The following is a 24,950-nucleotide window of genomic DNA, read 5'->3' as shown; positions in this document are numbered from 1 at the left end:
GGCGCCGCGCGGCCCGAGTCCCTTCTCGACTGGTCGCCGCGGCGGTGTCGCCGTCGATGTCGGCTGCGGCAGCGGACGGGACGTGGTCCGGCTGGCGAGTCCGGCGAGGAGCTCGACGGGGCCGCTGGGCGTCGGCTGCTGCACGCCGCTCGGCTGATGCGCCGGCCTCAGCGGGGCGTCGCCTTCGTCGTCACCCGCACGGAGTAGCAAAGCTTTCTGTGAATGCGGCCGAGGTTCAGACCCCCGGCCGCCGCGGATTCACAGAGTTCTCCCAGAACCTCCCGGTTCTTGCCCAGATCCGGTCGTCAGGCTGCGGAGCATGACAACGATCGAGGTGCGGGGGCTGACCAAGCGGTACAGCTCCGATGTCGTAGTGGACGATCTGTCGTTCTCCGTCGAGCCGGGACAGGTGACCGGCTTCCTCGGGCCGAACGGGGCCGGGAAGTCCACGACCATGAAGATGATCATCGGGCTGGCGGCGCCGACCGCGGGCGCGGTGACGATCGGTGGACGGCGGTACGTCGACCTTCCGGTGCCGCTGACCGAGGTGGGCGCGCTGCTCGACGCGGGCGCGGTGCACGGGGCGCGAACGGCGTACGACCATCTGCTGGCGCTTGCCGTGAGCAACGGTCTGCCGCGGCGGCGGGTCGACGAAGTGCTGGCCCGGACCGGTCTGGAGGGCGTCGCGCGGAAGCGGGCCGGCGGGTTCTCGCTCGGGATGCGGCAGCGGCTCGGGATCGCCGCGACGCTGCTCGGTGATCCGCGGGTGCTGATCTTCGACGAACCGGTGAACGGGCTCGATCCCGAGGGCATCCGCTGGATCCGCGACTTCATGCGATCACTGGCGGCCGAGGGGCGGGCGGTGCTGGTGTCGAGCCACCTGATGGGCGAGATGGCGCAGACCGCCGACCACCTGGTGGTGATCGGGCGTGGCCGGCTGATCGCGGACATGGGCATGGCCGAGCTGATGCATGCGAGCGGTGATGGCACGGTGCTGGTCCGTACGGCGGACCCCGGCGGATTCGCGCACCACCTGACAGCGGCGGGCGGCACGGTCCGCGACGGGCTGGAGGGAGCGCTGGTCGTGTCCGGCCTGTCCAGCAACGAGATCGGCAAGCTCGCGGCGTACCACGGGGTCGCGTTGTCCGAGCTGACGCCGCAGCGGGCGTCGCTGGAGGAGGCGTTCATGGAGCTGACCAGGGACAGCATCGAGTACCAGGGGGCGACCGTATGAACGCGTTGCAGGCCGAGTGGATCAAGCTGCGCAGCCTGCGCTCCACCTGGTACACGATCGGCTGCCTAATGGTGCTCGGCGTCGGCATCACGGTGCTGTCGACCAGCAAGGCGGGCGAGGACTACTGGACCGGGACCGCCGCGGATCGGGCCGCCTGGGACCCGACCGCGCACAGCCTGAAGACGTTCATCGTCGCCCAGCTGATCGTCGGGGTGCTCGGCATCCTTGTGGTGACGTCCGAGTTCGCGACCGGGTTGATGCAGACCACGCTGGCGGCGGCTCCGTGCCGGGCGCGGCTGCTGGCCGCGAAGGCAGTCATCGCGACCGCGGTCGCGGCCGTGGCAGGCCAGGTGCTGATGTTCGTGTCGTTCTTCATCGGCCAGTCGTTGCTCGTCGGGCAGCACGTACCGTACGCGCATCTCGGCGATCCCGGTGTCCTGAAAGCGATCGTTGGCGGCGGGCTGTACCTCTCGGCGATCGCGCTGCTCGCGGTCGGTCTCGGCACGATCCTGCGGGCGACCGCGGGCGCCCTCGCCGTACTGGTCGGGATCGTGTTCCTGGTGCCGGCGCTGGGCGGGCTGTTCCCGTCCTGGATGCAGGGGATCTTCGACTTCTGGCCGTCGCTCGGCGCGGCGGCGGTCTTCGGTACGGTGCCGGACCCGGACTTCCCGCATCCGTGGCTCAACCTCGGCGGCCTGTGGATCGGGGTGGCTGCCGTCCTCGCGGCCGCGTTCATGGTCTTCCGTCGGCGAGACGTCTGACGACGCTCCGTATCCTGGCGATCATGAATCGGCTACTCGTGGTGGACGACGAAGCGACCGTGCGTGAGCTGCTGTCCGCGACGTTGCGCTTCGCCGGCTTCGAGGTGACCTCGGCGGCGACCGCGTCGGAGGCGGTGGCCGCCGCGGCCGAGGAGCTGCCGGACCTGGTGCTGCTCGATGTGATGCTGCCCGACATGGACGGCTTCGAGGTGGTACGCCGCCTGCGCCCGACCCCGGTGCTGTTCCTGACCGCGCGCGACGGGAAGGCCGACAAGATCCAGGGCCTGTCGCTCGGCGCCGACGACTACGTGACGAAGCCGTTCGACCTGGAGGAGCTGATCGCCCGGATCCGCGCCGTCCTGCGCCGTACGACCGGCCGGCCGAACGACGTGCTCACCGTCGGATCGCTCGCGCTCGATGCCGAAGGCCACCAGGTGACGCGGGACGGTACGCCGGTGCGGGTCTCCCCCACCGAGTTCCGGTTGCTGACCTACCTGATGGAGAACGCGGGCCGGGTGGTGTCGAAGGCGCAGATCCTGGAGCAGGTCTGGCGGTACGACTTCAACGGAGACACGAGCATCGTGGACACCTACATCTCGTATCTGCGCCGCAAGGTCGACGACCAGGAGCCCAAGCTCATCCATACCGTGCACGGCATGGGGTACGTGATGCGAGAGCCCCGGTCATGAGGCTGTCGCTGCGGTCCAGGCTGCTGCTGCTCACCGTCGGCCTGCTGCTCACCGGGTTGTTCCTGATCAGCGCTTTCGTGTCGCAGCAGATGGAGCGGTACCAGCTCGACCGGCTGGACAGCCAGCTGCGGTCGTTCACGCAGATCATCGCCGAGGTCGCCCCGAACTCCCCGCCGCCAGGGCAAGCATCCCGGCCGCAGCTGCTCGACCCGGCACTGGACCTGATCGGCGCGCCGTACCTCGCGTACCTCGACGGCGCCGGGGGCGTGATCGGTACGGTGCGCTCGTCCCGGGTGGCGGCCGGGTCGTTCCCGTCCGACGACGCGCTGCGGTCGGTGCCGACCAGTGGGACGGCCGTCGTACTGCGGGCCGCCGACGGCTCGGGCCGATGGCGCGCGGTGGCCCGGCCTGCGTCGGGCTGGAACGGGACGGTGATCGCGACCGCACCGCTCACCGAGGCCGACGCCACGGTCGCTCAACTCCGCACGAGCAGCCGGATCGCCGGGATCGTGCTGCTCGTCCTGCTCACCGCGATCGGATGGTGGGCGCTCGACCGCGGGCTGCGGCCGTTGCGCCGGATCGAGTACACCGCGGCCGCCATCGCCGCCGGCGACCTGACCCGACGGGTGCGGGAACGCGCCGGGCCGAAGACCGAGATCGGTCACTTGGCCAGGTCGCTGAACACGATGCTCCGCCAGCTGGAGAAGGCGTTCGCGGACCGCGAGCGGGCCGAGACCCGGATGCGCACGTTCCTCGCCGACGTCAGCCACGAGTTGCGTACGCCGCTGGTCGGCATCAAGGGATCCACCGAGCTGTACCGAATGGGCGGGTCCGACGCCGAGGAGGCGATGAGCCGGATCGACCGGGAGGCCACGAGGCTCACCGGCCTGACCGAGAACCTGCTGCTGCTCGCCCAACTGGACGAGGAGCCCGCTTCCCAGCTCGAGTGTGCCCCGATGGACCTCCGGACGATCGCGAACGATGCCCGGCACGACCTGCGGGCACTCGACCCGACCCGGAAGATCACGCTCACCGGACCGCAGAGCCGCTTCCCGCCCGGTCCGGCGCCGGTGAACGGTGACGAGGACCGCCTCCGTCAGGTCGTCACCAACCTGGTCGGCAACGCGATCACCCACACCCCGCCCGGTACCGCGGTCGAGGTTCGGGTCGGCCGGGAGCGAGACAACGCCGTACTGATGGTCAGTGACAGCGGCCCGGGGATGACGGACGAGCAGGCCGAGCGGGTGTTCGACCGGTTCTACCGCGCCGACCGGGCCCGCAAGCACTCGGCGGGTGCGGGCTCCGGTCTCGGTCTCTCGATCGCGCGGTCGATCGCCCGGGCGCACGGCGGCGACCTCCAGGTCTTCACCGCGCTCGGACACGGCACGTTGTTCGTCCTGATGCTGCCGCTGCTGACCTCAGGGCAGTTTGACGTGGGAGGGGTTGAGGTCGGCGACGCTCGAGACTCCCAGTAGCGCCATCGTGCGGCGGACCTCCTTGGTGAGGATCTCCGCGGCGCGGGCGACGCCGCGCCGGCCGCCGGCCATCAGGCCGTACAGGTAGGCCCGGCCGACCAGGCAGGCGTCGGCGCCGAGGGCGATCGCCGCGACGACGTCCGCGCCGGACATGATGCCGGTGTCCAGATAGATCTCGGCGTCGCTGCCGATCGCCTTCCGGACGTCCGGGAGGATCCGCAGCGGGGTCGGGGCGCGGTCCAGCTGGCGGCCGCCGTGGTTGGACAGGACGACCGCGTCCGCGCCCGCGTCGACGACCCGGCGGGCGTCCTCGACGGTCTGGATGCCCTTCACGATCAGCGGGCCGTCCCAGATCGAGCGCAGCCAGTTGAAGTCGTCGATCGTCATCGTCGGGTCGAACAGCTTGTCCAGCAGCTCGGCGACGGTGCCGTCCCAGGACGACAGCGAGGCGAAGGTGAGCGGCCGGGTGGTGAGCAGGTTCGCCCACCAGGCCGGGTGCAGCGACGCGTCCAGCACGGTCTTCGCGGTCAGCGACGGCGGGATCGTGAAACCGTTGCGGACGTCCCGGAGCCGGGCGCCCGCGACCGGTACGTCGACGGTCAGCATCAGCGCCTCGAACCCGGCCGCGGCCGACCGCTTCACCAGGTCCTCACCGGCGTCGCGGTCCTTCCACACGTACAGCTGGAACCACTTGCGGGCATCCGGCGCCGCGGCCGCGACGTCCTCGATCGACGTCGTACCCATCGTGGAGAGTGCGTACGGGATGCCGACGTCCTGGGCGACCTTGACGACCGCGCTCTCACCCTCGTGGTTCATCATCCGGGTGAAGCCGGTCGGCGCGAACGCGAACGGCAGCTCGGACCGCTTGCCGAGGATCGACGTGCCGAGGTCGATGTCCGAGACGTCGCGCAGGATCGACGGCTGCAGCTCCATCTCCGCGAACAGCCGGCGCGCCCGGCGCAGACTGATCTCCGCCTCGGCGGCGCCGTCGGTGTAGTCGAACACCGACCGCGGGGTACGGCGCTTCGCGATCGCCCGCAGGTCCGCGATCGTCAGCGCCTTCTCCAGCCGCCGGTCGGTGGCGTTCACCGTGACCGGCTTCGGCCGCAGCAGCGGCTTCAACTCGGACCATTTGGGCATCTGGCGATCGGTCATCACAACTCCCGGCTGAATCTGTGGTCGGACCACACCCTACCCTGTGGTCCGACCACACCGATACAGTTGTCCGGGTGAAGAACTACGAGCTGGTCCTGCACCGGGTGGAGGCCGACTTGGCCGCGGGGCGGTTGCGGGTCGGTGGCCGGCTGCCGGGTGAGCGGGCGCTCGCCGAGCAGCTCGGGATCAGCCGGCCGTCGGTGCGCGAGGCGGTGCGGGTGCTGGAGGCGATGGGGGTCGTCCGGACCGCGACCGGGTCGGGGCCCGAAGCCGGAACGGTGATCGTGGCGGAGCCGGTGTCGCCGCTGACCGCCGTACTGCGGTTGCACCTGGCAACCAATCATCTGCCGATGGGGGACGTCGTCGAGACCCGGCTGCTGCTCGAGTCGTGGGCGGCACGGGAGGCCGCCGGGCGGGAGCTCGGGGCGGGTGAGCTGAAGGTCGCGGAGGAACTGCTGGACCGGATGGACGACGGCGCGTTGACGCCGGAGGAGTTCCATCTGCTCGACGCCGAGTTCCATGTGGCGTTGTCCGGGCTCGCCGGGAATGTGCTGATCGGGGCGGTGATGGCGTCGCTGCGGTCGGCGATTCACAGGTACGTGCTGGCCGCGGTGCCGAATCTGCCGGACTGGGAAGCGACGGTGGTCGGCTTGCGGGCCGAGCACCGGGCGATCCTGGCGGCGGTGCGCGGCGGCGAGGCGGAGCGCGCGGCCGGGCTGGTGGCCGCGCATATCCGGGGGTTCTACCGGGCGGCGCAACTAGCAGGGTTCGACGGCGGTACGGCGGAGGCCGAGGATCACGATCGCGCCGACGACCAGGTGCAGTGAGGCGAGACCGAGCTTCGCGCCGACGCCGATGCCGTTCATCAGCGGGCTGCCGAGGGACGTGACGCAGACGATCGCCGCGATGACGGTCCAGGTGCGGCGGGCGCGTGGGGTCCGGCGTTCGAGGATCGCGAGCAGACCCCAGCCGAGCAGGCCGACCACGGCGGTGGAGATGACGACCGCGGGGAAGCCGATGTGCTGAACGCCGGCCTGGCGGGCGGTCAGGGTGAGGCCGGCGACCGGTGCGAGCAGCATCCAGTCGATCAGCGCGGCGACCACGGCAAGACCAACCACCGCGAGTCTTCCGCGGGTGGGGGTGGTGCGGGTTGACATGTGGGCTCCTTCGGTGGCGGGGTGATGGGACAAGAGTGGTGTCGGGGGCGGCGGTGCGGCATCGGCCGCGTGGCTGCGGGGCTTCGACTTTGGTCGGTGGTGGGGACGGGTGGCGACGCTTACGCTCAGGGGCATGGACGAGTTGTGCGCGCCGCGGAAACCGCCGAGGTACGTCGAAGTCGTGGCGGTCGCGGCGATCGCGGTGTTGGTCGGGCTGACGATCGTCGGGCGGCTGCCGGACGCGGGGCACCGGAAGTTCCTGCCGTTGGACATCGTGGTCGGGATCCTGTCGGTCGGCCTGACCCCGTTGGTGTTCCGGCGCCCGGTGCCGGGGGCGATCGCGGTCGCCGTACTCGCCGCGTTCTCGCCGGCCGCGACTCCGCCGTCGACCGTCGGCACGTTGAACACCGCGCTCCGCAAGCCGTGGCGGACGTCCGTCCTGGTCGCGGCGGTCGGTACCGCGAGCCATCTCGTTCAGGGCCTCTGGCAACCGATCGACGGCCTGCCGTACTTCTGGTACGCCGTGCTCGTCTTCGTCGTCCACGCGGGCCTGCTCGGCTGGGGCCAGGGCACGCAGGCACGCCAGCAACTCCTTGCCTCACTCAGAGAGCGCGCCGTCCGCGCTGAAGCCGAACAGGGTCGCCGGGTCGCCGAAGCGCGATCGTTGGAGCGGACGAAGATGGCGCGTGAGATGCACGACGTACTGGCGCATCGGCTGTCGTTGCTGGCGACGTACGCCGGGGCGCTCGAGTACCGGCCTGACTCCTCGCCGGAGAAGCTGGCGAAGGCGGCCGGGGTGATCCGGACCGGCGTACACCAGGCGCTCGACGAGCTACGCGAGGTGATCAACGTGCTGCGGGACGAGGACGTGTACGAGGGCCGCCCGCAGCCGACCTTCGGCGACCTGCGGGCGCTGGTCGACGAGTCGCGCGAGGCCGGCAGCACGATCACGTACGACGACCGGGTCGCGGACTCGGCGTCGTTGCCGCCGGCAACCGGGCGGACGGCGTACCGGATCGTCCAGGAGGGGCTGACGAACGCGCGCAAGCACGCCGCCGGGTATCCGGTGACGGTGCTGGTCACCGGCCACCCGGGCGACGGGTTGCGGATCGAGCTGACCAACCCGGCGTCGAACGGTACGCCGCTGGTGCCGGGCAGCGGGACCGGTCTGGTCGGGCTGACCGAACGCGTGCAGCTCGCGGGCGGCACGCTCGACCACGGACGGGAGCCCGGTGGCGCGTTCCGCCTCGAGGCCTCGCTACCGTGGCCTTCATGATCCGGGTACTCGTGGTGGACGACGACGCGTTGGTCAGGGCCAGCCTGGAGATGATGCTCGACGGCGCGAACGGGATCTCGGTGGTCGGGCAGGCCGCGGACGGCGACGAGGTACCGGGCGCGGTCGACGCGCATTTCCCGGACATCGTGCTGATGGACCTACGGATGCCGCGGGTGGACGGGATCGTCGCGACCCGGCGGCTGCGGGCGCGGCCGAATCCGCCGGAGGTCGTCGTACTCACCACGTTCGACACCGACGAGAACGTGCTGCACGCGCTGCGGGCCGGGGCGAGCGGGTTCCTGCTCAAGGACACTCCCCCGGCGCAGATCGTCGAGGCGGTACGCCGGGTCGCGGCCGGGGACCCGATCCTGTCGCCGGCGATCACCCGGAGGCTGATGGACCGCGCCGCGACGCAGGCCGACGCGCACACGATCGCGCAGCAGAAGCTGGAGCGGCTGTCGCCGCGGGAGTACGACGTGATGCTCGCGGTCGCGCAGGGCAAGGCGAACGCGCAGATCGCGACCGAGCTGTTCATGAGCCTCGCGACGGTGAAGGCGCACATCTCGCACATCCTCACCAAGCTCGAACTCGGCAACCGCACCCAGGTCGCACTGCTCGCTCACGACGCCGGCCTGGCATAAGCTCCAGCGCATGATCAGGGTGTTGCTGGCGGACGATCAGGCGTTGGTGCGGGCCGGGTTCCGGTCGTTGCTGAACGCCGAGGACGACATCACCGTGGTGGGTGAGGTCGCCGACGGAGCCGAGGCGGTTGTGGTGGCGCGGCGCGAGAAGCCGGACGTCGTACTGATGGACATCCGGATGCCGGGCACCGACGGGCTGGAGGCGACCCGGCGGATCGGGGCGGACCCGGAGCTTGCCGACGTCCATGTGGTGATCCTGACGACGTTCGACCTCGACGAGTACGTGTTCGAGGCGCTGCGGGTCGGGGCCAGCGGGTTCCTGGTGAAGGACACCGAGCCGGTCGAGCTGCTGCAGGCGGTCCGGGTGGTCGCGCGCGGCGACGCGCTCCTCTCCCCCGGTGTCACGCGGCGGCTGGTCGCGGAGTTCGCGTCCCGCAGCAGGCAGCCGCACGCGAGCAAGGAACTCGACGTACTCACGGAACGCGAGAAGGAGATCGTCGCGCTGGTCGGCGAGGGCCTCTCGAACGACGAGATCGCCACGCGGCTCGTGCTCAGCCCGGCGACCGCGAAGACGCACGTCAGCCGTGCGATGATCAAGCTCGGCGTCCGTGACCGGGCGCAGTTGGTCGTCGTCGCGTACCAGACCGGGCTGGTCCGCCCCGGCTGGCTGGGTTGACCTTCAACCCACTCCACACCTGAGGCTGCCGGCATGGAACACCTCGAACAGATCACCGCAGCCGTCGAGCTCGGCCGCAGCGACCCACCAACCGCCCGCCACCAGCTGACGACCCTGTGGGACACCTCCACCGATCCCCAGGAACGCTGCGCCATCGCGCACTATCTCGCTGATCTGCAGGACGACGTCGACGCTGAGCTCAAGTGGGACCTGCGGGCGCTCGAGTGTGTGCAGGACGACGGCTGGCTGCCGTCGCTGCATCTCAACCTGGCGGACGACTACCGGCGACTCGCTCAACCCGAACTGGCGAACGAGCACCTCGCGGCAGCACGCTCCGGACTCCCGGACCTGCCCGAAGGTGCGTACGGGGACGTGATCCGCGCGGGAGTTGGGCATGTGGCCGACGCGCTCAAGGCGGGCAGCGTGCAACCGCTGGCGTCCAATCCCAGCAGCTGAGTACTCCCGGCGGGGTACGCACGCTCACTCCCCCGAGGCGACGCGGAGTAGGACCTGGCAACGGCACTCTCGTCGTATGGATGCGTTGGTTGAGGTCAGTGGGCTGACGAAGCGATACGGCGACACCCTCGCGGTTGACGGTGTCGATCTGACAGTGCTGCCCGGTGAGGTGTACGGGTTCCTGGGGCCGAACGGTGCGGGCAAGACCACCACGTTGCGGATCCTCACCGGGCTGATCGCGCCGACGAGCGGCAACGTCCGGGTGCTGGGCGGACGTCCCGGTGAGGCCGGCGTACTGGAACGGACCGGGTCGATGATCGAGTCGCCCGCGTTCTACCCGTACCTGTCCGGCCTCGACAACCTGCGGCTGCTCGCGGAGTACGCCGGCACCAAGCGGGAGCGGATCGACGAGGTACTGGAACTCGTCGACCTGGCCGATCGCGCCAAGGACCGGTTCTCGACGTACTCGCTCGGGATGAAGCAGCGCCTCGGTGTCGCGGCCGCGCTGCTCAAGGACCCGGAGCTGGTCATCCTCGACGAGCCGACGAACGGGCTCGACCCGGCCGGGATGCGCGACATGCGGCGGCTGATCCGGGACCTCGGCAGCGGCGAGCGGACCGTCCTGCTGTCCAGCCACCTGCTCGGCGAGGTACAGCAGATCTGCGACCGGGTCGGCATCATCAACGCCGGCCGGATGGTTGCCGAGCACAACGTCGACGAACTCCGCGGCGAACAGGAACTCGTCGTCCGCGCCACCCCCGAGGACCGGGCGAAAACGCTGCTCAGCTCCTTCGGAACGGTCCATCTGTACGACGACACGCTGCGGGTCCAGGTCGATCCGCGGCGCGCCGCCGAGGTGAACCGGACCCTTGTCGAGGCCGGCGTCGAGGTCTCCGAACTGCACACCACCGAACGCGCCCTCGAAGATGTGTTCTTCGAACTGACGACCGAGGAGAAGGCCGATGTTGGGTAGCTACCGCGCGGAACTCCTCAAGCTCCGCAAGCGATCCGCCGTCTGGGTGCTGTTCGGCGCCGGACTGGTACTGAGCCTGATCTTCGGCTACCTGCTGCCGTACCTGTCCTACACGACCGGCGACAACACTCCGAGTACGACGGGCGTCCCGCGCGCGGAGGTGCTCCGCGGGATGCTGCCGGCCAGGGTCATCGACAATACGATCGGCGGCTACCCGATCTTCGCCGGCGCGCTCGCGCTGGTCCTCGGCGCGATCGTGATCGGCGGCGAGTACACCTGGGGAACCCTCAAGACCGTCCTCACCCAACGCCCCCGCCGGCTCACGATCCTGGCCGCGCAGTTCCTTGCCCTCGGCACCATGATCGCGCTCTGGGTGCTCGGCATCTTCGCCGCCTGCGCACTCTGCAGCGTCGGCATCGCGGCCGCCGAGAACGGATCGACGAGCTGGCCGGGCATCGGCGCGCTCCTGCAAGGGCTGGCCGGCGGCTGGCTGGTGCTGATGACGTGGTGCCTGGCCGGTGCCGTCCTGGCCGTTGCCTTCCGCAACGTTGCGCTGCCGATCGGGCTCGGGGTGGTCTGGATCCTCGGGATCGAGACACTGCTGGCCGGCGTCGTGAGCAGCCTGCTGCCGAGCCTGAAGTGGCTCGCGAACCTGCTGCCCGGGACGAACGCCGGATCGCTCGTGTTCAGCGTCACCGGGATGGCCGCCGCCGACGCGCCGCCCGGAGTACGGGATGCGGTCGGCGGCGGACGGGCCCTGCTGACCCTGATCGGCTACTGCGCGGTGTTCGCGGCGCTGGCCGCCTGGACCACCCGGCGCCGCGACGTCACCTGATCCCGGCGTGCACCAGGGCGAGCTCGCAGAACATCGCGTTCGCCCAGGAGAACCACTCGCGGGTGAACTTCCGCGGGTCGTCGACGTCGAAGCCCTCGTGCATCTGCCCGGTGCCGCCGGTGGTGTCGCGGAGCAGTTCGAGCAGCCGCTGCCGTTCGTCGGCCGACGTACTCGAGATGCCCTGGACGGCGAGCGCGATGTGCCAGATGTACCGCGGCGGCGTGTGCGGGCTGCCGATGCCGGCGGCAACCGTACCGCTGTAGTAGTACGGGTTGTCCGGGCTGAGCAGCAGCGACCGGGTCGCGAGGTACGTCGGGTCGTCCGCGGCGGCGTACCCGGTCAGCGGGATCGACAGCAGGCTCGGCATGTTGGCGTCGTCCATCAGCAACGCCTCCCCCAGCCCGTCCACCTCGTACGCGAACACCCGGCCGTGTACCGGGTGCTCGACCGTCCCGTACTGCGTGATGCCCTCGTCGATCTCGGCCTTCAGCGCCTTCGCGCGATCGGCCAGCGGCTCGTCCCGCAGTACCTCGGTGGCGATCTCCTGCAGGTACCCGAGCACCACCGACGCGAACATGTTGCCGGGCACGTTGAAGCCCAGCTCGGTCGCGTCGTCGCTCGGCCGGAACGCGCTCCAGGACATCCCGGTCGGCTTCGTCAGCCGGCCACGTCCGTCCCGGACCAGCGTGTCCTCGGGCCGCTCGTCGTGCCGCTGGAAGTGGTACGACGACCGCGCCTCGTGGTCCTGCTCCACGGTCCACAGGTCGACGATCGCCTCCGCCGCGGCCCGGAACCGGTTGTCGATCACGTCCGCGCGGCCGGTGATCCGCCACAGCCGGTAGGCCAGCTCCAGCGGGAAGCACAGCGAGTCGATCTCGTACTTGCGCTCCCACACCCACGCCGACATCTCGGTCTCGTCCGTGACGTGTCCCGCGCCGTTGGCCGCCTGGTTGAAGGCGTTCGCGTACGGGTCGAGGACGACGTACTCCAGCTGCCGGTGCAGGACACCGATCAGGACCTCCTGCAGCCCCGGATCGTCCTTGCACAGCAGCAGGTACGGGCGCAGCTGCGCGGCGGAGTCCCGCAGCCACATCGCCGGGATGTCGCCGGTCAGCACGAACGTGGTCCCGTCCGGCAACCGCTCGGCGACCGCGGGGAGGTTCTCGGCCATCGAGCGCCGGAACATCTCCGCGATCACCTCGTCACCGGAGGCCTGCTGAACGGCCTGCACGGCGCGGGCGAGGACCTCGGAGTCGATCATCAAGATAACTTACCTTTCACCAACGAGGGGGTGTCTGATGGTTCCGCGCCGTAGCGAGGAGGTGCCGGGTGCCCCGCAGTAGGCGGGGAACCATCAGGCACCCCCCACAGCGGGGTTGGGTGAGAACGTCGTGTCCAGGACGAGGCTGGCGGCGCCGATGGCGCCGACGTCGGTGCCGAGGGCGGTTCCGGTGACCTCGAACGGGTGTACCGCCTGCAGCAGGAACCGGCCGTCCAGCGCCGCGCGGACGGCGTCGTTCAGGACCGGGGCGAGGTGTTCCCAGTGCGGACCGCCGAACACGACGCGGTCCAGGTCGAGCAGGTTCGCGACGTCCTCGACCACCTTCGCGATCCGCCCGGCCAGCTCCACCAGGATCTGCCGGGCGGCAGTACTTCCGTCGGCGGCGAGGACGCACAGCTGGGCGAACGCCTCGTCCACGGACGGGCGGTCGTCGAGATTGATGCCGTCGGGGAGTACGCCGGCGCGCACCGCCTGCTGCACCAGGTACCGCGGCTGGCTCGCCTCGCCGACGCAGCCGCGGCGGCCGCAGTAGCAGAGCGGACCGTCGGGGTCGACGATCACGTGGCCGATCTCGCCGACGTTGCTGGACGAACCGCGGACCACTTCGTCGCCGATCACCAGCCCGGCACCGACGCCGGTCCCGAGGTAGAAGAACACGAAACTGCCGCCCTGCCCGGCCCACTTCTCCGCGGCCGCGGCGGCGGTCACGTCCTTGTCCAGGACAACCGGCAGGCCGGTGCGCTCCTGCAACTGGTCGCAGAGCGGGACGAGGTGCCAGGCGGACAGGTTCGGCGGGTCGACGACCACGCCGCGTTCGACGTCGATCGGCCCGGGCGCGGCGATTCCCACGCCGGTCACGCGATCGCGAGGGGCGCCCGAGGCGGCGATCACTTCCTCGATCGTCTTCGCGATCCCGTCGATCAGCAGGTCCGGGTCGTCGGCGTACTGGTCGACCGGGCGGCGCGCGACCACCTCGCCGGTCAGGTCGAGCAGTACGACGGTGACGACGGCCGGGTCGAGGTGCACGCCGACGGCGTACCGGCCGGCGGGTTCGAGTTCGAGCAGCGTGCGCGGCTTGCCGAGCCCGGCGCCGCGCAGGACGCCGGCCTCGCGGACCAGGCCGGCGTCGAGCAGCCGGCGCGCGATGTTCGAGATGGCCTGCCCGGACAGGCCGGTGGCCTCGGCCAGCTCGACCCGGCTGAGTTGCTCGCTGCGGCGGATCGCGTCCAGTACGACGGCGTCGTTGAAGCCCCCGACGCGATCCAGGTTCGTCCCGCGTCTAGCCATTCGGGTCCGCGCCCCACGGCTGCAGCCAGTCGTACTCGAGGGTCGCGTCACCCGCCCGCCAGGACGCCGGCGTGGTGCTGCCCAGCCAGTCGATCGGCTCGATCCCGGTCTCCGCGCCACCGTCGAGGGCGAGCCGGATCCCGGCCCGCAGCGCGCGATCGGTCTCGGCGGTCCGGGCGGCCGGGTCGATCGACAGGAACAGCGCCGTACCCGAGCGGGCGATCAGGTCGAGGTAGCGGGCGTTCAGCTCCCACGGCGTCTGCGGCGTACACGGGACGCAGTCGGCGTCGACGGTGAAGAAGCGGTTGTGCTGCGGCAGCCGGAACGCGAGCGTGTTCACGCCCATCTTCCGGGTCCGCTCCCAGTCCCGGCCGGAGGTGTCGTCGCCGGTCCGCTGCACGTCGACGAGACCCGCGGCGAGGTGGCCGACCGTGTTGCAGCCGATCACGACCATGTCCTGCGCGGCGTCGCGGATCTCGCGGTAGAAGTCGAGGACGATCTCGGCGGTGGTCCGGGTGGGGTCGTGGAACTGCCAGCCGCCGTACGTCAGCCGCGAGCCCATCGCCGGACCGAAGTCGCCGAAGACGTCGTACGTGCTGAAGTCATGCTTGACGAGCTCGAAGCCCCAGTCCTTGAACCGGTGCAGGTCCGCCTTGATGCCGTCGACGACCTCAGGGTACGTCGGGTCCAGCGCGCGGCCCGGCTTGTCGTGCGGACCGGGCTTCGCCCACGGGCTCGGCTCGCGGACCAGGAGCGGGCGGAACCACAGCCCCGGGCGGGCGCCGATCGCCTTGACCGCGGCCGCCGTACCGGCCATGTCGTCGAACACGCCCGGCGTACCGCGGTCCCAGGGGCCGCCGGAGCAGACGTCACCTGGGTACCAGCCGTCGTCGACCACGCTGAACGGTTTCACCGGGTGGCCGTCGGCGAGCTCGACGATCGTCGACGCGTCCTGGAGGACCGCCTTCTCGTCGAAGTTCTCGCCGTACGCGTAGTACCAGTTGTTGGCACCAACTACAGGCCCGGCCACCGGCGCGGGCTCAGGTCGCGCCGGTAGCCGGGTGCTCAGGGAGGCGACCGCTGCGTTCAGGGTCTGCCAGGGAGTGCCTGCGTCCTCGAATCGTCGCACCACCGCTGCTGTCAGCGTACGACCGCCCAGTTGAACGGGCCCGTCGCCGTTGCGGAGGTCGAGCCACAACGTGAACCCGTCGGCGTCGACCGTCCAACCGCAGAACGCGTTCGGCTGCACGTCGACGCCCAGGCCGAAGGTGCCGGCGCTCGAGTGCACGAGGAAGTACCACGGCAGCAGCCGCTCGGGCTGCTGGTGCCGCCACTGCAGGTCGCCGTACGACCGCTCCCAGGCGTCACCGAGAATCAGCGCGTCGGCCGGCAGTTTCTCCGACCAACGCAACGCCACCCGGGACACCCGCTCCGCGGTGACCTCGACGGCCCCGTCGTTCCAGTCGACCGTCGCCCCCGCGCGCGACGGCGCAACCAAGCCGTCCGAGGGATCTGCCTGGACGAAAACAGCACTCGGCTCGTTCACCTGACTCCCTCGGGCGGGTTTAGTGGTGGCTGGTGACTCCGCGCCGTAGCGAGGAGGTGCCGTGCCGGGTGCCCCACAGCAGGCGGGGAGTCACCAGCCACCACCCAGTTTCCCCAGAGACTTTAGTTAGTGCTCAGCAGAGTGGTCAAGGTGGCGACGAGCCGGTCTACGTCTGACTGGTCGTTGTACGGCGCGAGACCCGCGCGGACCGCGCTCTCGAGGCCGAGGACCTTCGCCGGTTCGTAGGCGTAGAACGTGCCGGCCGGGGCGTTCACGCCCGCCGTCGCCAGGTGTTCGGCGACCTCCGTCGAGTCGTGGCCGTCGACCGTGAACAGCAGCGTGGGCGTCCGGTGGGCGGCGCGGCCGTGCAGCGTGACGCCGGGGACCGCCGCCAGCCGCGCCTCCAGGTCGTCGCGGAGGGCGTCCTCGTGCTCCTCGACCAGCCGGAGCGAGTCGACGAGACGCTCGCGCCGGGTGCTGCCGGAGCCGCCGAGCCCGGCGATGAAGTCGACCGCGGCCGTCGTACCGGCGAGCAACTCGTACGGCAGCGTCCCGAACTCGAACCGCTCCGGTACTACGTCCGTCGACGGCAGCAGCTTGTCCGGCTGCAACGACTCGAGCAGCTCGGGCGCCGCCGTCAGCACACCGAGGTGCGGCCCGAAGAACTTGTACGGCGAGCAGACGTAGAAGTCGGCGTACCGCGCGTCGATCGGCGCGTGCGCGGTCAGGTGTACGCCGTCGACGTAGATCATCGCGCCGGCCGCGTGCACCTGGTCGGCGATCCGCTGCGTGTCCGGGCGGGTCCCGAGAAGGTTGGACGCGGCCGTGACCGCGACCAGCCGAGTGCGGTCGGTGAGCAGCGGCGCGATGTCGTCGAGCTCGGACGTCGCCGGGTCGAACCCGAGCCACTTGATGGTCGCCCCCACGGCCGCGGCCGCCTGCACCCACGGGCGCACGTTCGCGTCGTGGTCGAGGCGGCTGACGATCACCTCGTCGCCGGGAGCCCAGGTCTTCGAGAGCGTCCGCGAGAAGTCGTACGTCAGCTGGGTCATGCTGCGGCCGAAGACGATCCCCTGCGCGGTGGTCCCGAGCAGGTCGGCCATCGCCTCGCGGGCGTCGACCACGACGCCGTCCGCGCGGCGCTCGGCGGCGGTCAGCCGGCCGCGGTTCGCGAGCGCCGAGGTGAGTGTCTTCGCGACCGCGTCGGCGACCGGCTGCGGGGTCTGCGAACCGCCCGGCCCGTCGAAGTGCGCGGCACCCTCGTCGAGCGCGGGGAACTGCTTGCGGACGGCGACCACGTCGAAGGCACTCATGCGCGTCATCCTCTCTCGCTCCTGACACCGCCCGCCAGGGGCTGCCCGAATACGGATAAAAATGCGCGAACTGCTGGCAGAGTAGTGCAGGATGTCAGGAGTGAGCACGGTAACGACTCCTGACAGCACTCCGGTGCGGGCCTGGCTCCCCACCATGCTGGCGCTGGCCGCCATCTGGGGCTGCAGCTTCCTCTTCATCTCGGTCGGCGTCCGCGAACTGCCGCCGCTCTACCTGGCGCTCGGGCGGGTGCTGGCCGGTTCCGTCGTACTGCTCGCGATCCTGGTCGTGAAGCGCGAGCCGCTGCCCCGGGACCCGCGGATCTGGGCGCACTCGTTCGTGGTCGGGGCGATCGGGTCGGCGATCCCGTGGACCCTGTTCGGGTACGGCGAGCAGCGGATCCCGTCGCTGCTCGCCGGCATCTGGAACGGCATCACACCGCTGATCGTGCTGCCGATCGCGGTGCTGATCTTCCGGACCGAGAAGTTCTCGGCGCAGCGCGGGGTCGGGCTGCTGATCGGGTTCCTCGGGATGCTCGTGGTGCTCGGCGCGTGGCGGGTCACGGGCGGCGCGGATCTGGCCGGGCAGGGGCTGTGCATGCTGGCCGCGTTCTTCTACGGGCTCGCAATCCCTTACCAGAAACGGTTCCTGGCCGGTACGTCGTTGTCCGGGACCGCGCTCTCCACCACGTTGTTGCTCTGCGCAACGGTCCAGCTGGCCGTGGTCGCGCCGCTTGTGACCGGGCAGGCACCGCCCGCGCCGTGGTCGCTGTCGGCGAAGGTGGTGCTGAGCGTGATCGCACTCGGGGCGCTGGGCAGCGGGCTCGCGTTCGTGCTGAACATGCGCAACATCCGGCTGATCGGCGCCAGCCGCTCGTCGATGGTCACGTACCTGATGCCGGTGTTCTCGATCCTGGTCGGCGTGATCGTGCTGCACGAGCACATCACCTGGTACCAGCCGGTCGGCGGCCTGATCGTCCTGTCCGGCGTAGCCGTCTCCCAAGGCCTCCTCACCGGCCTCCGCCGCAAGCCCCTCGTCCCGACCGCTGACGCTCCCGTGACCTGAGCCTGCCCTCACATCTGGAGGGTTGCCCCCCTCAAATTCTCAGTGGGCAACCCTGCGGTTGAGTGGGCGCCCCCCGAGATGGAGGGTTTGGCCGCGGGGCGGGGTGGGGTCAGTGGCGGCGGAGGTTCGGTACGGCGGCGGTCAGGACTGCTACCAGGGCGAGCAGGGTGCCGGCGACGACCGGGGCCGTGACCGGCTTGTCGGCGACCGGGACGAAAATGTCGATGAACAGGCTCGCGATCAGCTGTCCCGCGATCGTGCCGAGGCCGAGGACGAACACGCCGACCACCCGCACCACGGCGGCGGCCGCGCTGATGAAGATCACGCCGCACATGCCGCCGAAGTACAGCCAGGGCTCCCCCGGCAGGTGGTTCGGCGCGCCGCGGAACGCCAGGTCGACGACGAAGACCAGCAGCAGCGCGAGGAACCCGACCAGGAAGTTCACCACGCCGGCCGCGACCGCGCCGTACGCGTCGGACGAGGCGGTCCGGGCGACCCGGCCGTTGATGGCCTGCTGTACGGCGGTGCCGACGCCGGCGAGCGCGGGCAGGATCGCGAGCAGCAACCCGTCCGGGTGACTGAGCTGCTCCGACACCGCGAGCGCGACCGCGACCAGCGCGATCGCGGCGCCGACGATCCGCAGCGGCGTGAGCGGCTGCGGGCCGGCCGGGCCGAACCCGAGCCGGTCGACGACGAGGCTGCTGATCGCCTGCCCGGCGACGCCCGCGACCAGGAACACCGCGACGCCGATCACGGACACGGTGATCGACTGCGTCGCGACCAGGAACGCACCCGCGACACCGCCGGTGCACTGCCACCAGCGCAGACCGCCGTGCCCGCGCATCGGGGTCCGGATCGTGCGCCACACGGTGCCGAGTCCACGGCGTACCGGAGGAACGACGGCCGTCGCGAGCAGCAGCACCAGCAGGCCGGTGCCGAACGAGATCAGCGCCGCCGGGATCCCGTCGCCCAGCTTGCCGCCGAGTTCGCCGTTGATCCGGGACTGGACCGCCACCAGCATCCCGATCCCGAAGGCGGACGTCAGCCCGACGAGGTGGTGCTGCCGGGTCGAGCCCGCGGGCCGGGTTGCCGTCGTTGTCACGGCACCATCATGACCGTTCGCGCCGTAGCGCCTGACAGGAGGTCCGGACTATGAGCGCCGGACGAGCGCCAGGTACATCGCGTCGGTGCCGTGCAGATGCGGCCACAGCTGTACGTCGGGCCCGTCGCCGATGTCCGGTACGCCGGGGAACAACGGGCGCGCGTCCTCAAGCGTCGCGTCCGTACGGCGGGCCAGAACGGCGTCCACCACCGCGCGCGTCTCGTCCGGATGCGGCGAGCATGTCACGTACGCGACGACCCCGCCCGGCCGGACCGAGGTGATCGCCGACTCCAGCAGCGCCTCCTGAAGCGGGCGCAACGCCTCGACGTCTTCCGGCGTACGCCGCCAGCGTGCCTCCGGGCGACGACGCAGCGCACCGAGGCCACTGCACGGTACGTCGGCCAGCACCCGGTCGAAGGATCCGGCGGGCCAGGTCGGCTTGGTGCCGTCGCCGACGAGGACCGTGTGGTCGCCGGGGATCGCGCGCAGGTTCTGCCGGACGAGCTCCGCCCGGTGCTTGAGCGGCTCGACCGCGGTCAGCCGGCCGTCCTTGACCAGCGCCGCCAGCAACGCGGACTTCCCGCCCGGACCGGCGCACAGGTCCAGCCAGTTCGCGTCGTCCCCGTCGACCTTCGCCGACGCCAGCGCGATCGCGACCAGCTGCGACCCTTCGTCCTGGACGCCCGCGCGCCCGGTCGCGACCGCCTCGATCCGCCCCGGGTCCCCGCCGCCACCGAGCACCGCGCCGTACGGCGACCATCGCGCGGGCTCCGCTCCGGCGGCCACCAACTCGTCCACGTCCGAGAGCCCCGGCCGCGCCACCAGCGTCACTCGAGGCGGCTCGTTGTCCGCGACCAGCAACCGCTCCAGCTCGCGCGTCGCGTCCCCCGGCGGCGCGGCGCCCGGGCCGTCGGTGAGGGCACGATCGAAGGCCTCGATCACCCACAGCGGATGCGCTTCGGCGATCGCCAGGTGGCCCAGCGGATCGTCGTCCCAGGACGGGGCGACCGTGGTGATCCACTGACCCAGCGTCCGCTGGCTGATCTTGCGGAGCACGGCGTTGACGAGACCGGTGCGCTTCTGACCGAGCTCCGCGCGGGTCAGCGTGACCATCTCCGACACGGCGGCGTACGAGTCCACCCGCATGTTCAGGAGTTGGTGGCTGCCGAGTCGGAGCAGGTCCAGCAGCTCCGGGTCCAGCTCGTCGAGCGGGCGCGACACGCTCCGCGCGAGGAACACGTCGTACGTGCCCTGCCACCTCAGCGTGCCGTGGACCAGCTCCGTGCAGAACGCGGCGTCACGACCGGAAAGCCGCGCCTCGCGGAGGGCCTTGTTGAGGGCGAGATTCGCGTACCCGCCCTCGGCGGTCACCTGGCGGATCACCTGGTAGGCGACCCGCCGTACCCGATCCGGCCCGCGCTGCGGCCCGCGGTTCCGCGGCGAACGATCACTCACCCCAGGATGTCCTCATCGGTCAGCCGCACACCACGCGCCCAGTCGGCGGCCGCCATCGGCTTCTTGCCCTGCGGCTGCACCGTCACCAGCTCGACCGCCTTGCTCCCGGTGCCGGCCTTCACGCTCGACTTGGTCGCCTGCAGCTCGCCCGGCTTCAGCTCCTCGTCGGTCAGCCGCACCGCGAGCACCTTCAGCCGCTCACCGCGGAACGTCGTCCACGCGCCCGGCGCCGGATTGCACCCGCGCACCAGCCGATCCACCCGCTGCGCCGGCGCCTTCAGGTCCAGCTCGGCGTCCTCGACGGAGATCTTCGGCGCCAGCGTCACCCCGTCGGCGGGCTGCTCGCGCGCCTCGAGGACGCCGGCCTCGATCCCGTCGAGCGTGTCGACCAGCAGCTTCGCCCCCGACACCGCGAGCCGGTGCAGCAGATCACCGGACGTGTCCTCGGGCCCGATCGGCTCGGTCAGTACGCCGAACACCGGCCCAGCGTCGAGCGCCTTCACGATCCGGAACGTGCTCGCCCCGGTCACGTCGTCACCCGAGATGATCGAGTGCTGCACCGGCGCCGCCCCCCGCCACGCGGGCAGCACCGAGAAGTGCAGGTTGACCCACCCGTGCTCCGGGATGTCCAGCGCCGCCTGCGGCAGCAGCCCGCCGTACGCGACCACCGGGCAGCAGTCCGGCGCGATCTCCCGCATCCGCGCCAGGAACTCCGGATCACTCGGCTTCACCGGCTTCAGGATCTCGATCCCGCCGATCTCCTCCGCGTACTGCGCAACCGGCGACGCGACCAGCTTCCGCCCACGCCCGGCGGGCGCATCCGGCCGGGTGACGACCCCGACCAGTTCGTGGCGACTGGCAACAATCGCCTCGAGCGCGGTGACAGCAGGCTCCGGCGTACCGGCGAAGACGACTCTCACAGGCCGAGTCCGTTCGTGGGGTGGGGAGAGACCTTGATCTGGGGTGGGCCGGACAGGCCGGACCATTCGGACTCGCGGATCGCCTTCATCGCGGCCTTGCGGGTTTCGCGGTCGAGGCGGTCGACGAACAGGACGCCGTCGAGGTGGTCGGTTTCGTGCTGGATGCAGCGGGACAGTAGGTCGGAGCCCTCGATCACGACGGGGTCGCCGTACATGTTGAAGCCCTTCGCGATCACCGACTGGGCGCGGCGGCAGTCGAAAGTCAGGCCGGGGATCGAGAGGCATCCCTCGGGGCCGAACTGCTCCTCGAGGGACAGCGAGAGTTCGGGATTGATCAGGTGACCCAGCTCGCCTTCGACGTGGTACGTGAAGACCCGCAGACCGACGCCGATCTGTGGCGCGGCGAGGCCCGAGCCGGGGGCGTCCTGCATGGTGTCGGTGAGGTCCGCCACCAGACGGCGCAGCTCGGCGTCGAAGTCGACGACCGGCTCGGCCTTGGTGGTCAGCACAGGGTCGCCGAACAGGCGGATGGGTTGGACCGACACAGACTCTCCACACGCTTCACGGACCGGGACCGGGACAGTTTAGTTGGCCCGCGCCGGAGATTCCCGGCGGGAGGCCCCTCCCGTTTGTTGCCACAAGCACGTACTGTGGTCCCAGGCGTACCTACAGTCACTGCCGTCACACGCCGCTCGGGAGACCCAATGCTCACAGCAGCACGGGGGGCAACTCTGGTCCTCCTGGGTGCTCTGCTCAGCCAGGCACCCCTCACCGCCCAGGCCTACCAGCCAGACGAACCGCTATACCGGTCCACACCACCCAGCGCGTCACCCTCCGGTCCCGATCAGGAACCCACAGCTCGGTCGTGGAGCGAGGTGGTGAAGGAGGTGACCGAGACGTCACCTGGCGACGTGCAGCTGCGGTCGGCGGATGCGTCGGCGCAGTCGGCGTCGATGCTGCGGTGCTTCAAGCTGGAGACCGAGAACTACTGCCTTGGGCTCGGGTTCGTGAACCAGGTGCCGACAGGCGCGCAGCGGCATGCGTTGATGGCGCAGCCGGAGCTGCGGGCCTCGGGCGACGCGGGTGCCGAGCAGGACATCCCCACGGGTGATCTGACGCCGACCGCGTTCGTCGCGCAGCGGGCCGCGCTGCCGAAGAGCCAGCGCGTGACTGCCGAGCTCGACGAGATGCAGGCCGCGTGGAACGGTCGAGAGAAGGCCCGCGAGCTGCGGGAGCTCGCGGAGGCCAACACGCCGCACCCCAACCCGGCCCCGGAGCCCACACCCACCAGCACCGCCACGCCCACGATCACACCCGCCAGTACCCCCACGGACACCCCGACGACTCTGCCGAGCACGGTGGGAACGCCGACCACCCCGACTACTCCGACTACTCCGGCTGCGCCGGTCGCGGTGCCGGCTTCGGCGTACATCATGAAGGGGTATCAGACCTCGCAGGAGAAGGGGTACTGGTGCGGTCCGGCCACCTTCCAGTCGATCGACTGGGCGGACGACAACCAGAAGGACACCCAGGCGTCCTGGGCGAAGGACCTCGGCTCGACCACCGGCGGTACGGCGATCTCCGCGATGGTGCAGCAGACGAACCTGAAGACCGGCTGGTCCAAGGCCGCGGGCACGTACATCGTGCAGAACGTGTCGAACTGGAACACGCAGACCTTCTTCCAGGTGCACCAGAAGCACCTCGGCGTCTACAAGGCCCCGGTGATCGAACACGTGCAGCTGCTGAAGCGGTACTTCCCGTACCTCGCCTTCAACCACAGCGGGCACTACCAGGTCGGCCGCGGGTACGACCAGAAGAACGGCACGATCGCGATCTTCGAGGTGTTCAACGAGCGCCGCTTCAACAGCCGCGGGAACGTCACCGACGGCCCGAAGAACATCCCGGCGAGCGCACTGTTCAACGCGACCCTGGCCAATTCCTTCCAGAACATCGGGCTGTAGATGCGCCGTCGTACCGTTGCCGTAGGCACCATCGTGTTGCTGCTCGCCGGTTGCTCGAGCACCAAACCGGAGAGCACCCCGACACCTAGCCCGACGCCGACGCCGACTCCTACTCCTACTCCTTCGAAACCGACCGACGTGAGTACGGCGATCCCCACCTGGGCGAACGTCCTGCGGCAACCGGTCGACGGCCAGCACCTCGTCACCCAGCAACGCCGGTACGTCGTCACCCGCGGCAGCGACGAGGCCGGTACGACGACCATCGCCGACCGCACCACGAAGAAGGCCGTCGCCCGGCACGTCCCGGCCGCGGGGTTCGTCGCCCAGTCCCCGGTGGTGATCGACGACCACTGGGCGCTGATCGAGGACATCCGCTCCGACGGGCCGGACCCACAGATCAAGGTGCTGCGGTACGACCTCACGACCGGCAAGGCGACGACGCCCGCGATCCCGCCGGTGTCCGAGCCGGAGATCGGCGCGTACGACGGGACGTTCGCGTACAGCTCGACCGACGCGAAGAACCGCTCGTGCCTGATCGTCGCGGACCTCGCGACGCTGAAGTCCCGCAGTGTGACGTGTGTGCCGGCGCCCGGGTACGTCGCGGATCCGGTGGTGTCGGCCGACACCGTCACGTTCAGCGAGATCGTCGCGCCGGAGACGGCCCGCCGCTGCAAGCGCGTCCTGACCGCCGGGATCGCCGGCGGCCCGGTGAAGCCGGTGCCCGCGGCAACCAACTGCATCCAGTGGAGCGGGGCCACACTCGCCGGCGCGACGGTCTGGTCGGAGGTGGGCGCGTCCGACCCGGACCAGTACCAGAGCAGAGCGTACGTCCGGGAGTCCGGCGACTCCCCCGCCCGGTCGCTCGGCACGGTCGTCACCGACACGATCCTTGCCTGTGGCAACTGGATCCTCTGGGAGACGCGGACGGTGACCGGCACCGGCGAGGACACGTACCAGATCAACCGCTGGCGCCCCGGTCTCCCCAAACCCCAGACCATGTACGCCGGCAAACCAGGCGTCGCCCTGACCCCGATGACCTGCCAGGACCACACCATCTACGTGGAAGCAGCCCACCTCGCGACCACCCCCACCTACACGGAAACAATCTCCGCACCGGTGTAAGACAGCCCGCGGTGGGTGTGGGGTTCAGTGGCGGGCGTGGCGGATGCGGACTCGGCCGAAGCCGACGCCGCCGGTGATGCGGATGCGGGGGCCGGTGCCGGTCGCGTTGCGCGATGGCTTGTACTGCGAGTCCTTCCACCCGGTCTGCAGTCCGTCGAGCTCGACGACCGCGTCACGCGGTACCCGGATCTTCGCGCTGCCCGTGCCGAGCTTCAGCTCGATGTCGACCTCCGGCTGCTCGAACACCGCCCGCGACAGGTCCAGCTTCACGCGCCCGAACGCGGACTCGACGACCAGCTTCCGCGGCACCTGCCAGACCCCGGTCCGCCGGATCCGCCCGGACGCCGCCGAGATCGTGGCCGACCGGCCAGGATCGGGGACGGGCAGCGCGGCCACCGCGACCTCGATCTCCTGCCGGGTGCGCGCCGACAGCACCTTGTCGAGCCGCTCGTCCATCTCCTCATGCGTCAGGTACCCGCCGGTGTAGGCGTCCTGTACCTGCTGCACAGCCGCGTTGCGGTCCGTGTCGCCGATCGCCGGCGAGCGGTCTTCCGGGACGGAGGTCACCTAC

25 protein-coding genes are annotated in these 24,950 nt (G+C 70.5%); 14 read left to right on the top strand and 11 right to left on the bottom strand.

All coding sequences use genetic code 11. The features are described from left to right. Positions 1-319: 319 nt before the first annotated feature. The 4 genes from ACXJJ3_RS39800 to ACXJJ3_RS39785 are packed head-to-tail and all read left to right on the top strand — an operon-like array spanning position 320 to position 4,159. Complete coding sequence (locus ACXJJ3_RS39800; RefSeq protein ID WP_458167188.1) at positions 320-1,234, top strand: ABC transporter ATP-binding protein; 915 nt, start codon at positions 320-322, stop codon at positions 1,232-1,234. After that, complete coding sequence (locus ACXJJ3_RS39795; RefSeq protein WP_458167186.1) at positions 1,231-1,995, top strand: ABC transporter permease; 765 nt, start codon at positions 1,231-1,233, stop codon at positions 1,993-1,995. The genes ACXJJ3_RS39800 and ACXJJ3_RS39795 overlap by 4 nt, the downstream gene beginning before the upstream one ends. 23 nt (positions 1,996-2,018) lie before the next feature. Next, complete coding sequence (locus ACXJJ3_RS39790) at positions 2,019-2,684, top strand: response regulator transcription factor (protein WP_458167185.1); 666 nt, start codon at positions 2,019-2,021, stop codon at positions 2,682-2,684. Beyond that, complete coding sequence (locus tag ACXJJ3_RS39785; RefSeq protein WP_458167184.1) at positions 2,681-4,159, top strand: sensor histidine kinase; 1,479 nt, start codon at positions 2,681-2,683, stop codon at positions 4,157-4,159. Before ACXJJ3_RS39790 ends, ACXJJ3_RS39785 begins: the two co-directional genes overlap by 4 nt. Here the strand turns inward: ACXJJ3_RS39785 and ACXJJ3_RS39780 are convergent. Next, positions 4,103-5,314, bottom strand: coding sequence for an alpha-hydroxy acid oxidase (locus ACXJJ3_RS39780; RefSeq protein WP_458167183.1), 1,212 nt, complete (start codon positions 5,312-5,314; stop codon positions 4,103-4,105). The genes ACXJJ3_RS39785 and ACXJJ3_RS39780 overlap by 57 nt on opposite strands. Positions 5,315-5,388: 74 nt before the next feature. On the opposite strand from ACXJJ3_RS39780, the gene ACXJJ3_RS39775 reads away from it, so the two are divergent. After that, positions 5,389-6,141, top strand: a complete 753-nt coding sequence (locus ACXJJ3_RS39775; protein ID WP_458167182.1) for a FadR/GntR family transcriptional regulator — start codon at positions 5,389-5,391, stop codon at positions 6,139-6,141. Here ACXJJ3_RS39775 and ACXJJ3_RS39770 read toward each other — a convergent pair. Continuing rightward, positions 6,073-6,471: a DUF6069 family protein gene (locus ACXJJ3_RS39770; RefSeq protein ID WP_458167181.1), complete on the bottom strand. Its 399-nt coding sequence runs from the start codon at positions 6,469-6,471 to the stop codon at positions 6,073-6,075. The genes ACXJJ3_RS39775 and ACXJJ3_RS39770 overlap by 69 nt on opposite strands. Positions 6,472-6,604: 133 nt before the next feature. Between ACXJJ3_RS39770 and ACXJJ3_RS39765 the strand changes: the two genes are divergently transcribed. The 6 genes from ACXJJ3_RS39765 (at position 6,605) to ACXJJ3_RS39740 (ending at position 11,328) form a co-directional block, all read left to right on the top strand. Then, positions 6,605-7,747 (top strand): sensor histidine kinase, encoded by a 1,143-nt coding sequence (locus ACXJJ3_RS39765; protein WP_458167180.1) that lies wholly within the window; start codon positions 6,605-6,607, stop codon positions 7,745-7,747. After that, complete coding sequence (locus ACXJJ3_RS39760) at positions 7,744-8,388, top strand: response regulator (RefSeq protein ID WP_458167178.1); 645 nt, start codon at positions 7,744-7,746, stop codon at positions 8,386-8,388. The genes ACXJJ3_RS39765 and ACXJJ3_RS39760 overlap by 4 nt, the downstream gene beginning before the upstream one ends. A gap of 10 nt (positions 8,389-8,398) precedes the next feature. Next, complete coding sequence (locus tag ACXJJ3_RS39755; protein WP_458167177.1) at positions 8,399-9,064, top strand: response regulator; 666 nt, start codon at positions 8,399-8,401, stop codon at positions 9,062-9,064. Between the two features lie 33 nt (positions 9,065-9,097). Continuing rightward, complete coding sequence (locus ACXJJ3_RS39750; protein ID WP_458167176.1) at positions 9,098-9,520, top strand: hypothetical protein; 423 nt, start codon at positions 9,098-9,100, stop codon at positions 9,518-9,520. A gap of 76 nt (positions 9,521-9,596) precedes the next feature. Further along, positions 9,597-10,493 (top strand): ABC transporter ATP-binding protein, encoded by an 897-nt coding sequence (locus ACXJJ3_RS39745; RefSeq protein WP_458167175.1) that lies wholly within the window; start codon positions 9,597-9,599, stop codon positions 10,491-10,493. Next, the gene (locus ACXJJ3_RS39740; protein ID WP_458167173.1) at positions 10,483-11,328 is read left to right on the top strand and encodes an ABC transporter permease; all 846 of its coding nucleotides are present in this window, start codon (positions 10,483-10,485) and stop codon (positions 11,326-11,328) included. The genes ACXJJ3_RS39745 and ACXJJ3_RS39740 overlap by 11 nt, the downstream gene beginning before the upstream one ends. Here ACXJJ3_RS39740 and ACXJJ3_RS39735 read toward each other — a convergent pair. The 4 genes from ACXJJ3_RS39735 to ACXJJ3_RS39720 all read right to left on the bottom strand — a co-directional run bounded on the left by ACXJJ3_RS39735 (position 11,321) and on the right by ACXJJ3_RS39720 (position 16,756). Next, a complete protein-coding gene (locus ACXJJ3_RS39735; RefSeq protein WP_458167172.1) occupies positions 11,321-12,589 on the bottom strand; it encodes a glycoside hydrolase family 125 protein in 1,269 nt (422 codons plus the stop codon). The genes ACXJJ3_RS39740 and ACXJJ3_RS39735 overlap by 8 nt on opposite strands. Positions 12,590-12,682: 93 nt before the next feature. After that, positions 12,683-13,897, bottom strand: coding sequence for an ROK family transcriptional regulator (locus tag ACXJJ3_RS39730; RefSeq protein ID WP_458167171.1), 1,215 nt, complete (start codon positions 13,895-13,897; stop codon positions 12,683-12,685). Next, entirely contained in the window at positions 13,890-15,443 is a 1,554-nt protein-coding gene (locus tag ACXJJ3_RS39725) for a hypothetical protein (RefSeq protein WP_458167170.1), read from the bottom strand. Before ACXJJ3_RS39725 ends, ACXJJ3_RS39730 begins: the two co-directional genes overlap by 8 nt. 122 nt (positions 15,444-15,565) lie before the next feature. After that, the gene (locus tag ACXJJ3_RS39720) at positions 15,566-16,756 is read right to left on the bottom strand and encodes a cysteine desulfurase-like protein (RefSeq protein WP_458167168.1); all 1,191 of its coding nucleotides are present in this window, start codon (positions 16,754-16,756) and stop codon (positions 15,566-15,568) included. Between the two features lie 100 nt (positions 16,757-16,856). Here ACXJJ3_RS39720 and ACXJJ3_RS39715 point away from each other — a divergent pair, with 100 nt between their 5' ends. Continuing rightward, positions 16,857-17,819: a DMT family transporter gene (locus tag ACXJJ3_RS39715; RefSeq protein WP_458167167.1), complete on the top strand. Its 963-nt coding sequence runs from the start codon at positions 16,857-16,859 to the stop codon at positions 17,817-17,819. Between the two features lie 109 nt (positions 17,820-17,928). Here the strand turns inward: ACXJJ3_RS39715 and ACXJJ3_RS39710 are convergent, their stop codons facing one another. The 4 genes from ACXJJ3_RS39710 to def are packed head-to-tail and all read right to left on the bottom strand — an operon-like array spanning position 17,929 to position 21,841. Continuing rightward, complete coding sequence (locus tag ACXJJ3_RS39710) at positions 17,929-18,921, bottom strand: DMT family transporter (RefSeq protein ID WP_458167165.1); 993 nt, start codon at positions 18,919-18,921, stop codon at positions 17,929-17,931. Between the two features lie 48 nt (positions 18,922-18,969). Beyond that, on the bottom strand, positions 18,970-20,376 hold the full coding sequence (locus tag ACXJJ3_RS39705; protein ID WP_458167164.1) for an RsmB/NOP family class I SAM-dependent RNA methyltransferase: 1,407 nt from the start codon (positions 20,374-20,376) through the stop codon (positions 18,970-18,972). Further along, positions 20,373-21,296, bottom strand: a complete 924-nt coding sequence (gene fmt / locus ACXJJ3_RS39700; RefSeq protein ID WP_458167163.1) for a methionyl-tRNA formyltransferase — start codon at positions 21,294-21,296, stop codon at positions 20,373-20,375. The genes ACXJJ3_RS39705 and fmt overlap by 4 nt, the downstream gene beginning before the upstream one ends. Further along, positions 21,293-21,841, bottom strand: a complete 549-nt coding sequence (def, locus tag ACXJJ3_RS39695) for a peptide deformylase (protein ID WP_458167162.1) — start codon at positions 21,839-21,841, stop codon at positions 21,293-21,295. The genes fmt and def overlap by 4 nt, the downstream gene beginning before the upstream one ends. Positions 21,842-22,174: 333 nt before the next feature. Between def and ACXJJ3_RS39690 the strand changes: the two genes are divergently transcribed. Together ACXJJ3_RS39690 and ACXJJ3_RS39685 are read left to right on the top strand one after the other, a co-directional pair. Beyond that, complete coding sequence (locus ACXJJ3_RS39690; RefSeq protein WP_458167161.1) at positions 22,175-23,257, top strand: C39 family peptidase; 1,083 nt, start codon at positions 22,175-22,177, stop codon at positions 23,255-23,257. Beyond that, complete coding sequence (locus tag ACXJJ3_RS39685; RefSeq protein WP_458167160.1) at positions 23,258-24,379, top strand: hypothetical protein; 1,122 nt, start codon at positions 23,258-23,260, stop codon at positions 24,377-24,379. Between the two features lie 24 nt (positions 24,380-24,403). On the opposite strand, the gene ACXJJ3_RS39680 is transcribed toward ACXJJ3_RS39685, so the two are convergent. Beyond that, the gene (locus tag ACXJJ3_RS39680; RefSeq protein WP_458167158.1) at positions 24,404-24,946 is read right to left on the bottom strand and encodes a DUF1707 SHOCT-like domain-containing protein; all 543 of its coding nucleotides are present in this window, start codon (positions 24,944-24,946) and stop codon (positions 24,404-24,406) included. Positions 24,947-24,950 lie beyond the last annotated feature (4 nt).

The sequence above is a fragment of the Kribbella sp. WER1 genome, from assembly GCF_054189145.1.
Note: the sequence above shows the minus strand (reverse complement) of the source record. Positions and strands in the feature narration are given on the sequence as shown.

Coding starts and splice junctions, on each gene's coding strand:
- ACXJJ3_RS39800 (WP_458167188.1), top strand. CDS start 320: ATGACAACGATCGAGGTGCGGGGGCTGACCAAGCGGTACAGCTCCGAT.
- ACXJJ3_RS39795 (WP_458167186.1), top strand. CDS start 1,231: ATGAACGCGTTGCAGGCCGAGTGGATCAAGCTGCGCAGCCTGCGCTCC.
- ACXJJ3_RS39790 (WP_458167185.1), top strand. CDS start 2,019: ATGAATCGGCTACTCGTGGTGGACGACGAAGCGACCGTGCGTGAGCTG.
- ACXJJ3_RS39785 (WP_458167184.1), top strand. CDS start 2,681: ATGAGGCTGTCGCTGCGGTCCAGGCTGCTGCTGCTCACCGTCGGCCTG.
- ACXJJ3_RS39780 (WP_458167183.1), bottom strand. CDS start 5,314: ATGACCGATCGCCAGATGCCCAAATGGTCCGAGTTGAAGCCGCTGCTG.
- ACXJJ3_RS39770 (WP_458167181.1), bottom strand. CDS start 6,471: ATGTCAACCCGCACCACCCCCACCCGCGGAAGACTCGCGGTGGTTGGT.
- ACXJJ3_RS39765 (WP_458167180.1), top strand. CDS start 6,605: ATGGACGAGTTGTGCGCGCCGCGGAAACCGCCGAGGTACGTCGAAGTC.
- ACXJJ3_RS39760 (WP_458167178.1), top strand. CDS start 7,744: ATGATCCGGGTACTCGTGGTGGACGACGACGCGTTGGTCAGGGCCAGC.
- ACXJJ3_RS39755 (WP_458167177.1), top strand. CDS start 8,399: ATGATCAGGGTGTTGCTGGCGGACGATCAGGCGTTGGTGCGGGCCGGG.
- ACXJJ3_RS39750 (WP_458167176.1), top strand. CDS start 9,098: ATGGAACACCTCGAACAGATCACCGCAGCCGTCGAGCTCGGCCGCAGC.
- ACXJJ3_RS39745 (WP_458167175.1), top strand. CDS start 9,597: ATGGATGCGTTGGTTGAGGTCAGTGGGCTGACGAAGCGATACGGCGAC.
- ACXJJ3_RS39740 (WP_458167173.1), top strand. CDS start 10,483: ATGTTGGGTAGCTACCGCGCGGAACTCCTCAAGCTCCGCAAGCGATCC.
- ACXJJ3_RS39735 (WP_458167172.1), bottom strand. CDS start 12,589: ATGATCGACTCCGAGGTCCTCGCCCGCGCCGTGCAGGCCGTTCAGCAG.
- ACXJJ3_RS39730 (WP_458167171.1), bottom strand. CDS start 13,897: ATGGCTAGACGCGGGACGAACCTGGATCGCGTCGGGGGCTTCAACGAC.
- ACXJJ3_RS39720 (WP_458167168.1), bottom strand. CDS start 16,756: ATGAGTGCCTTCGACGTGGTCGCCGTCCGCAAGCAGTTCCCCGCGCTC.
- ACXJJ3_RS39685 (WP_458167160.1), top strand. CDS start 23,258: ATGCGCCGTCGTACCGTTGCCGTAGGCACCATCGTGTTGCTGCTCGCC.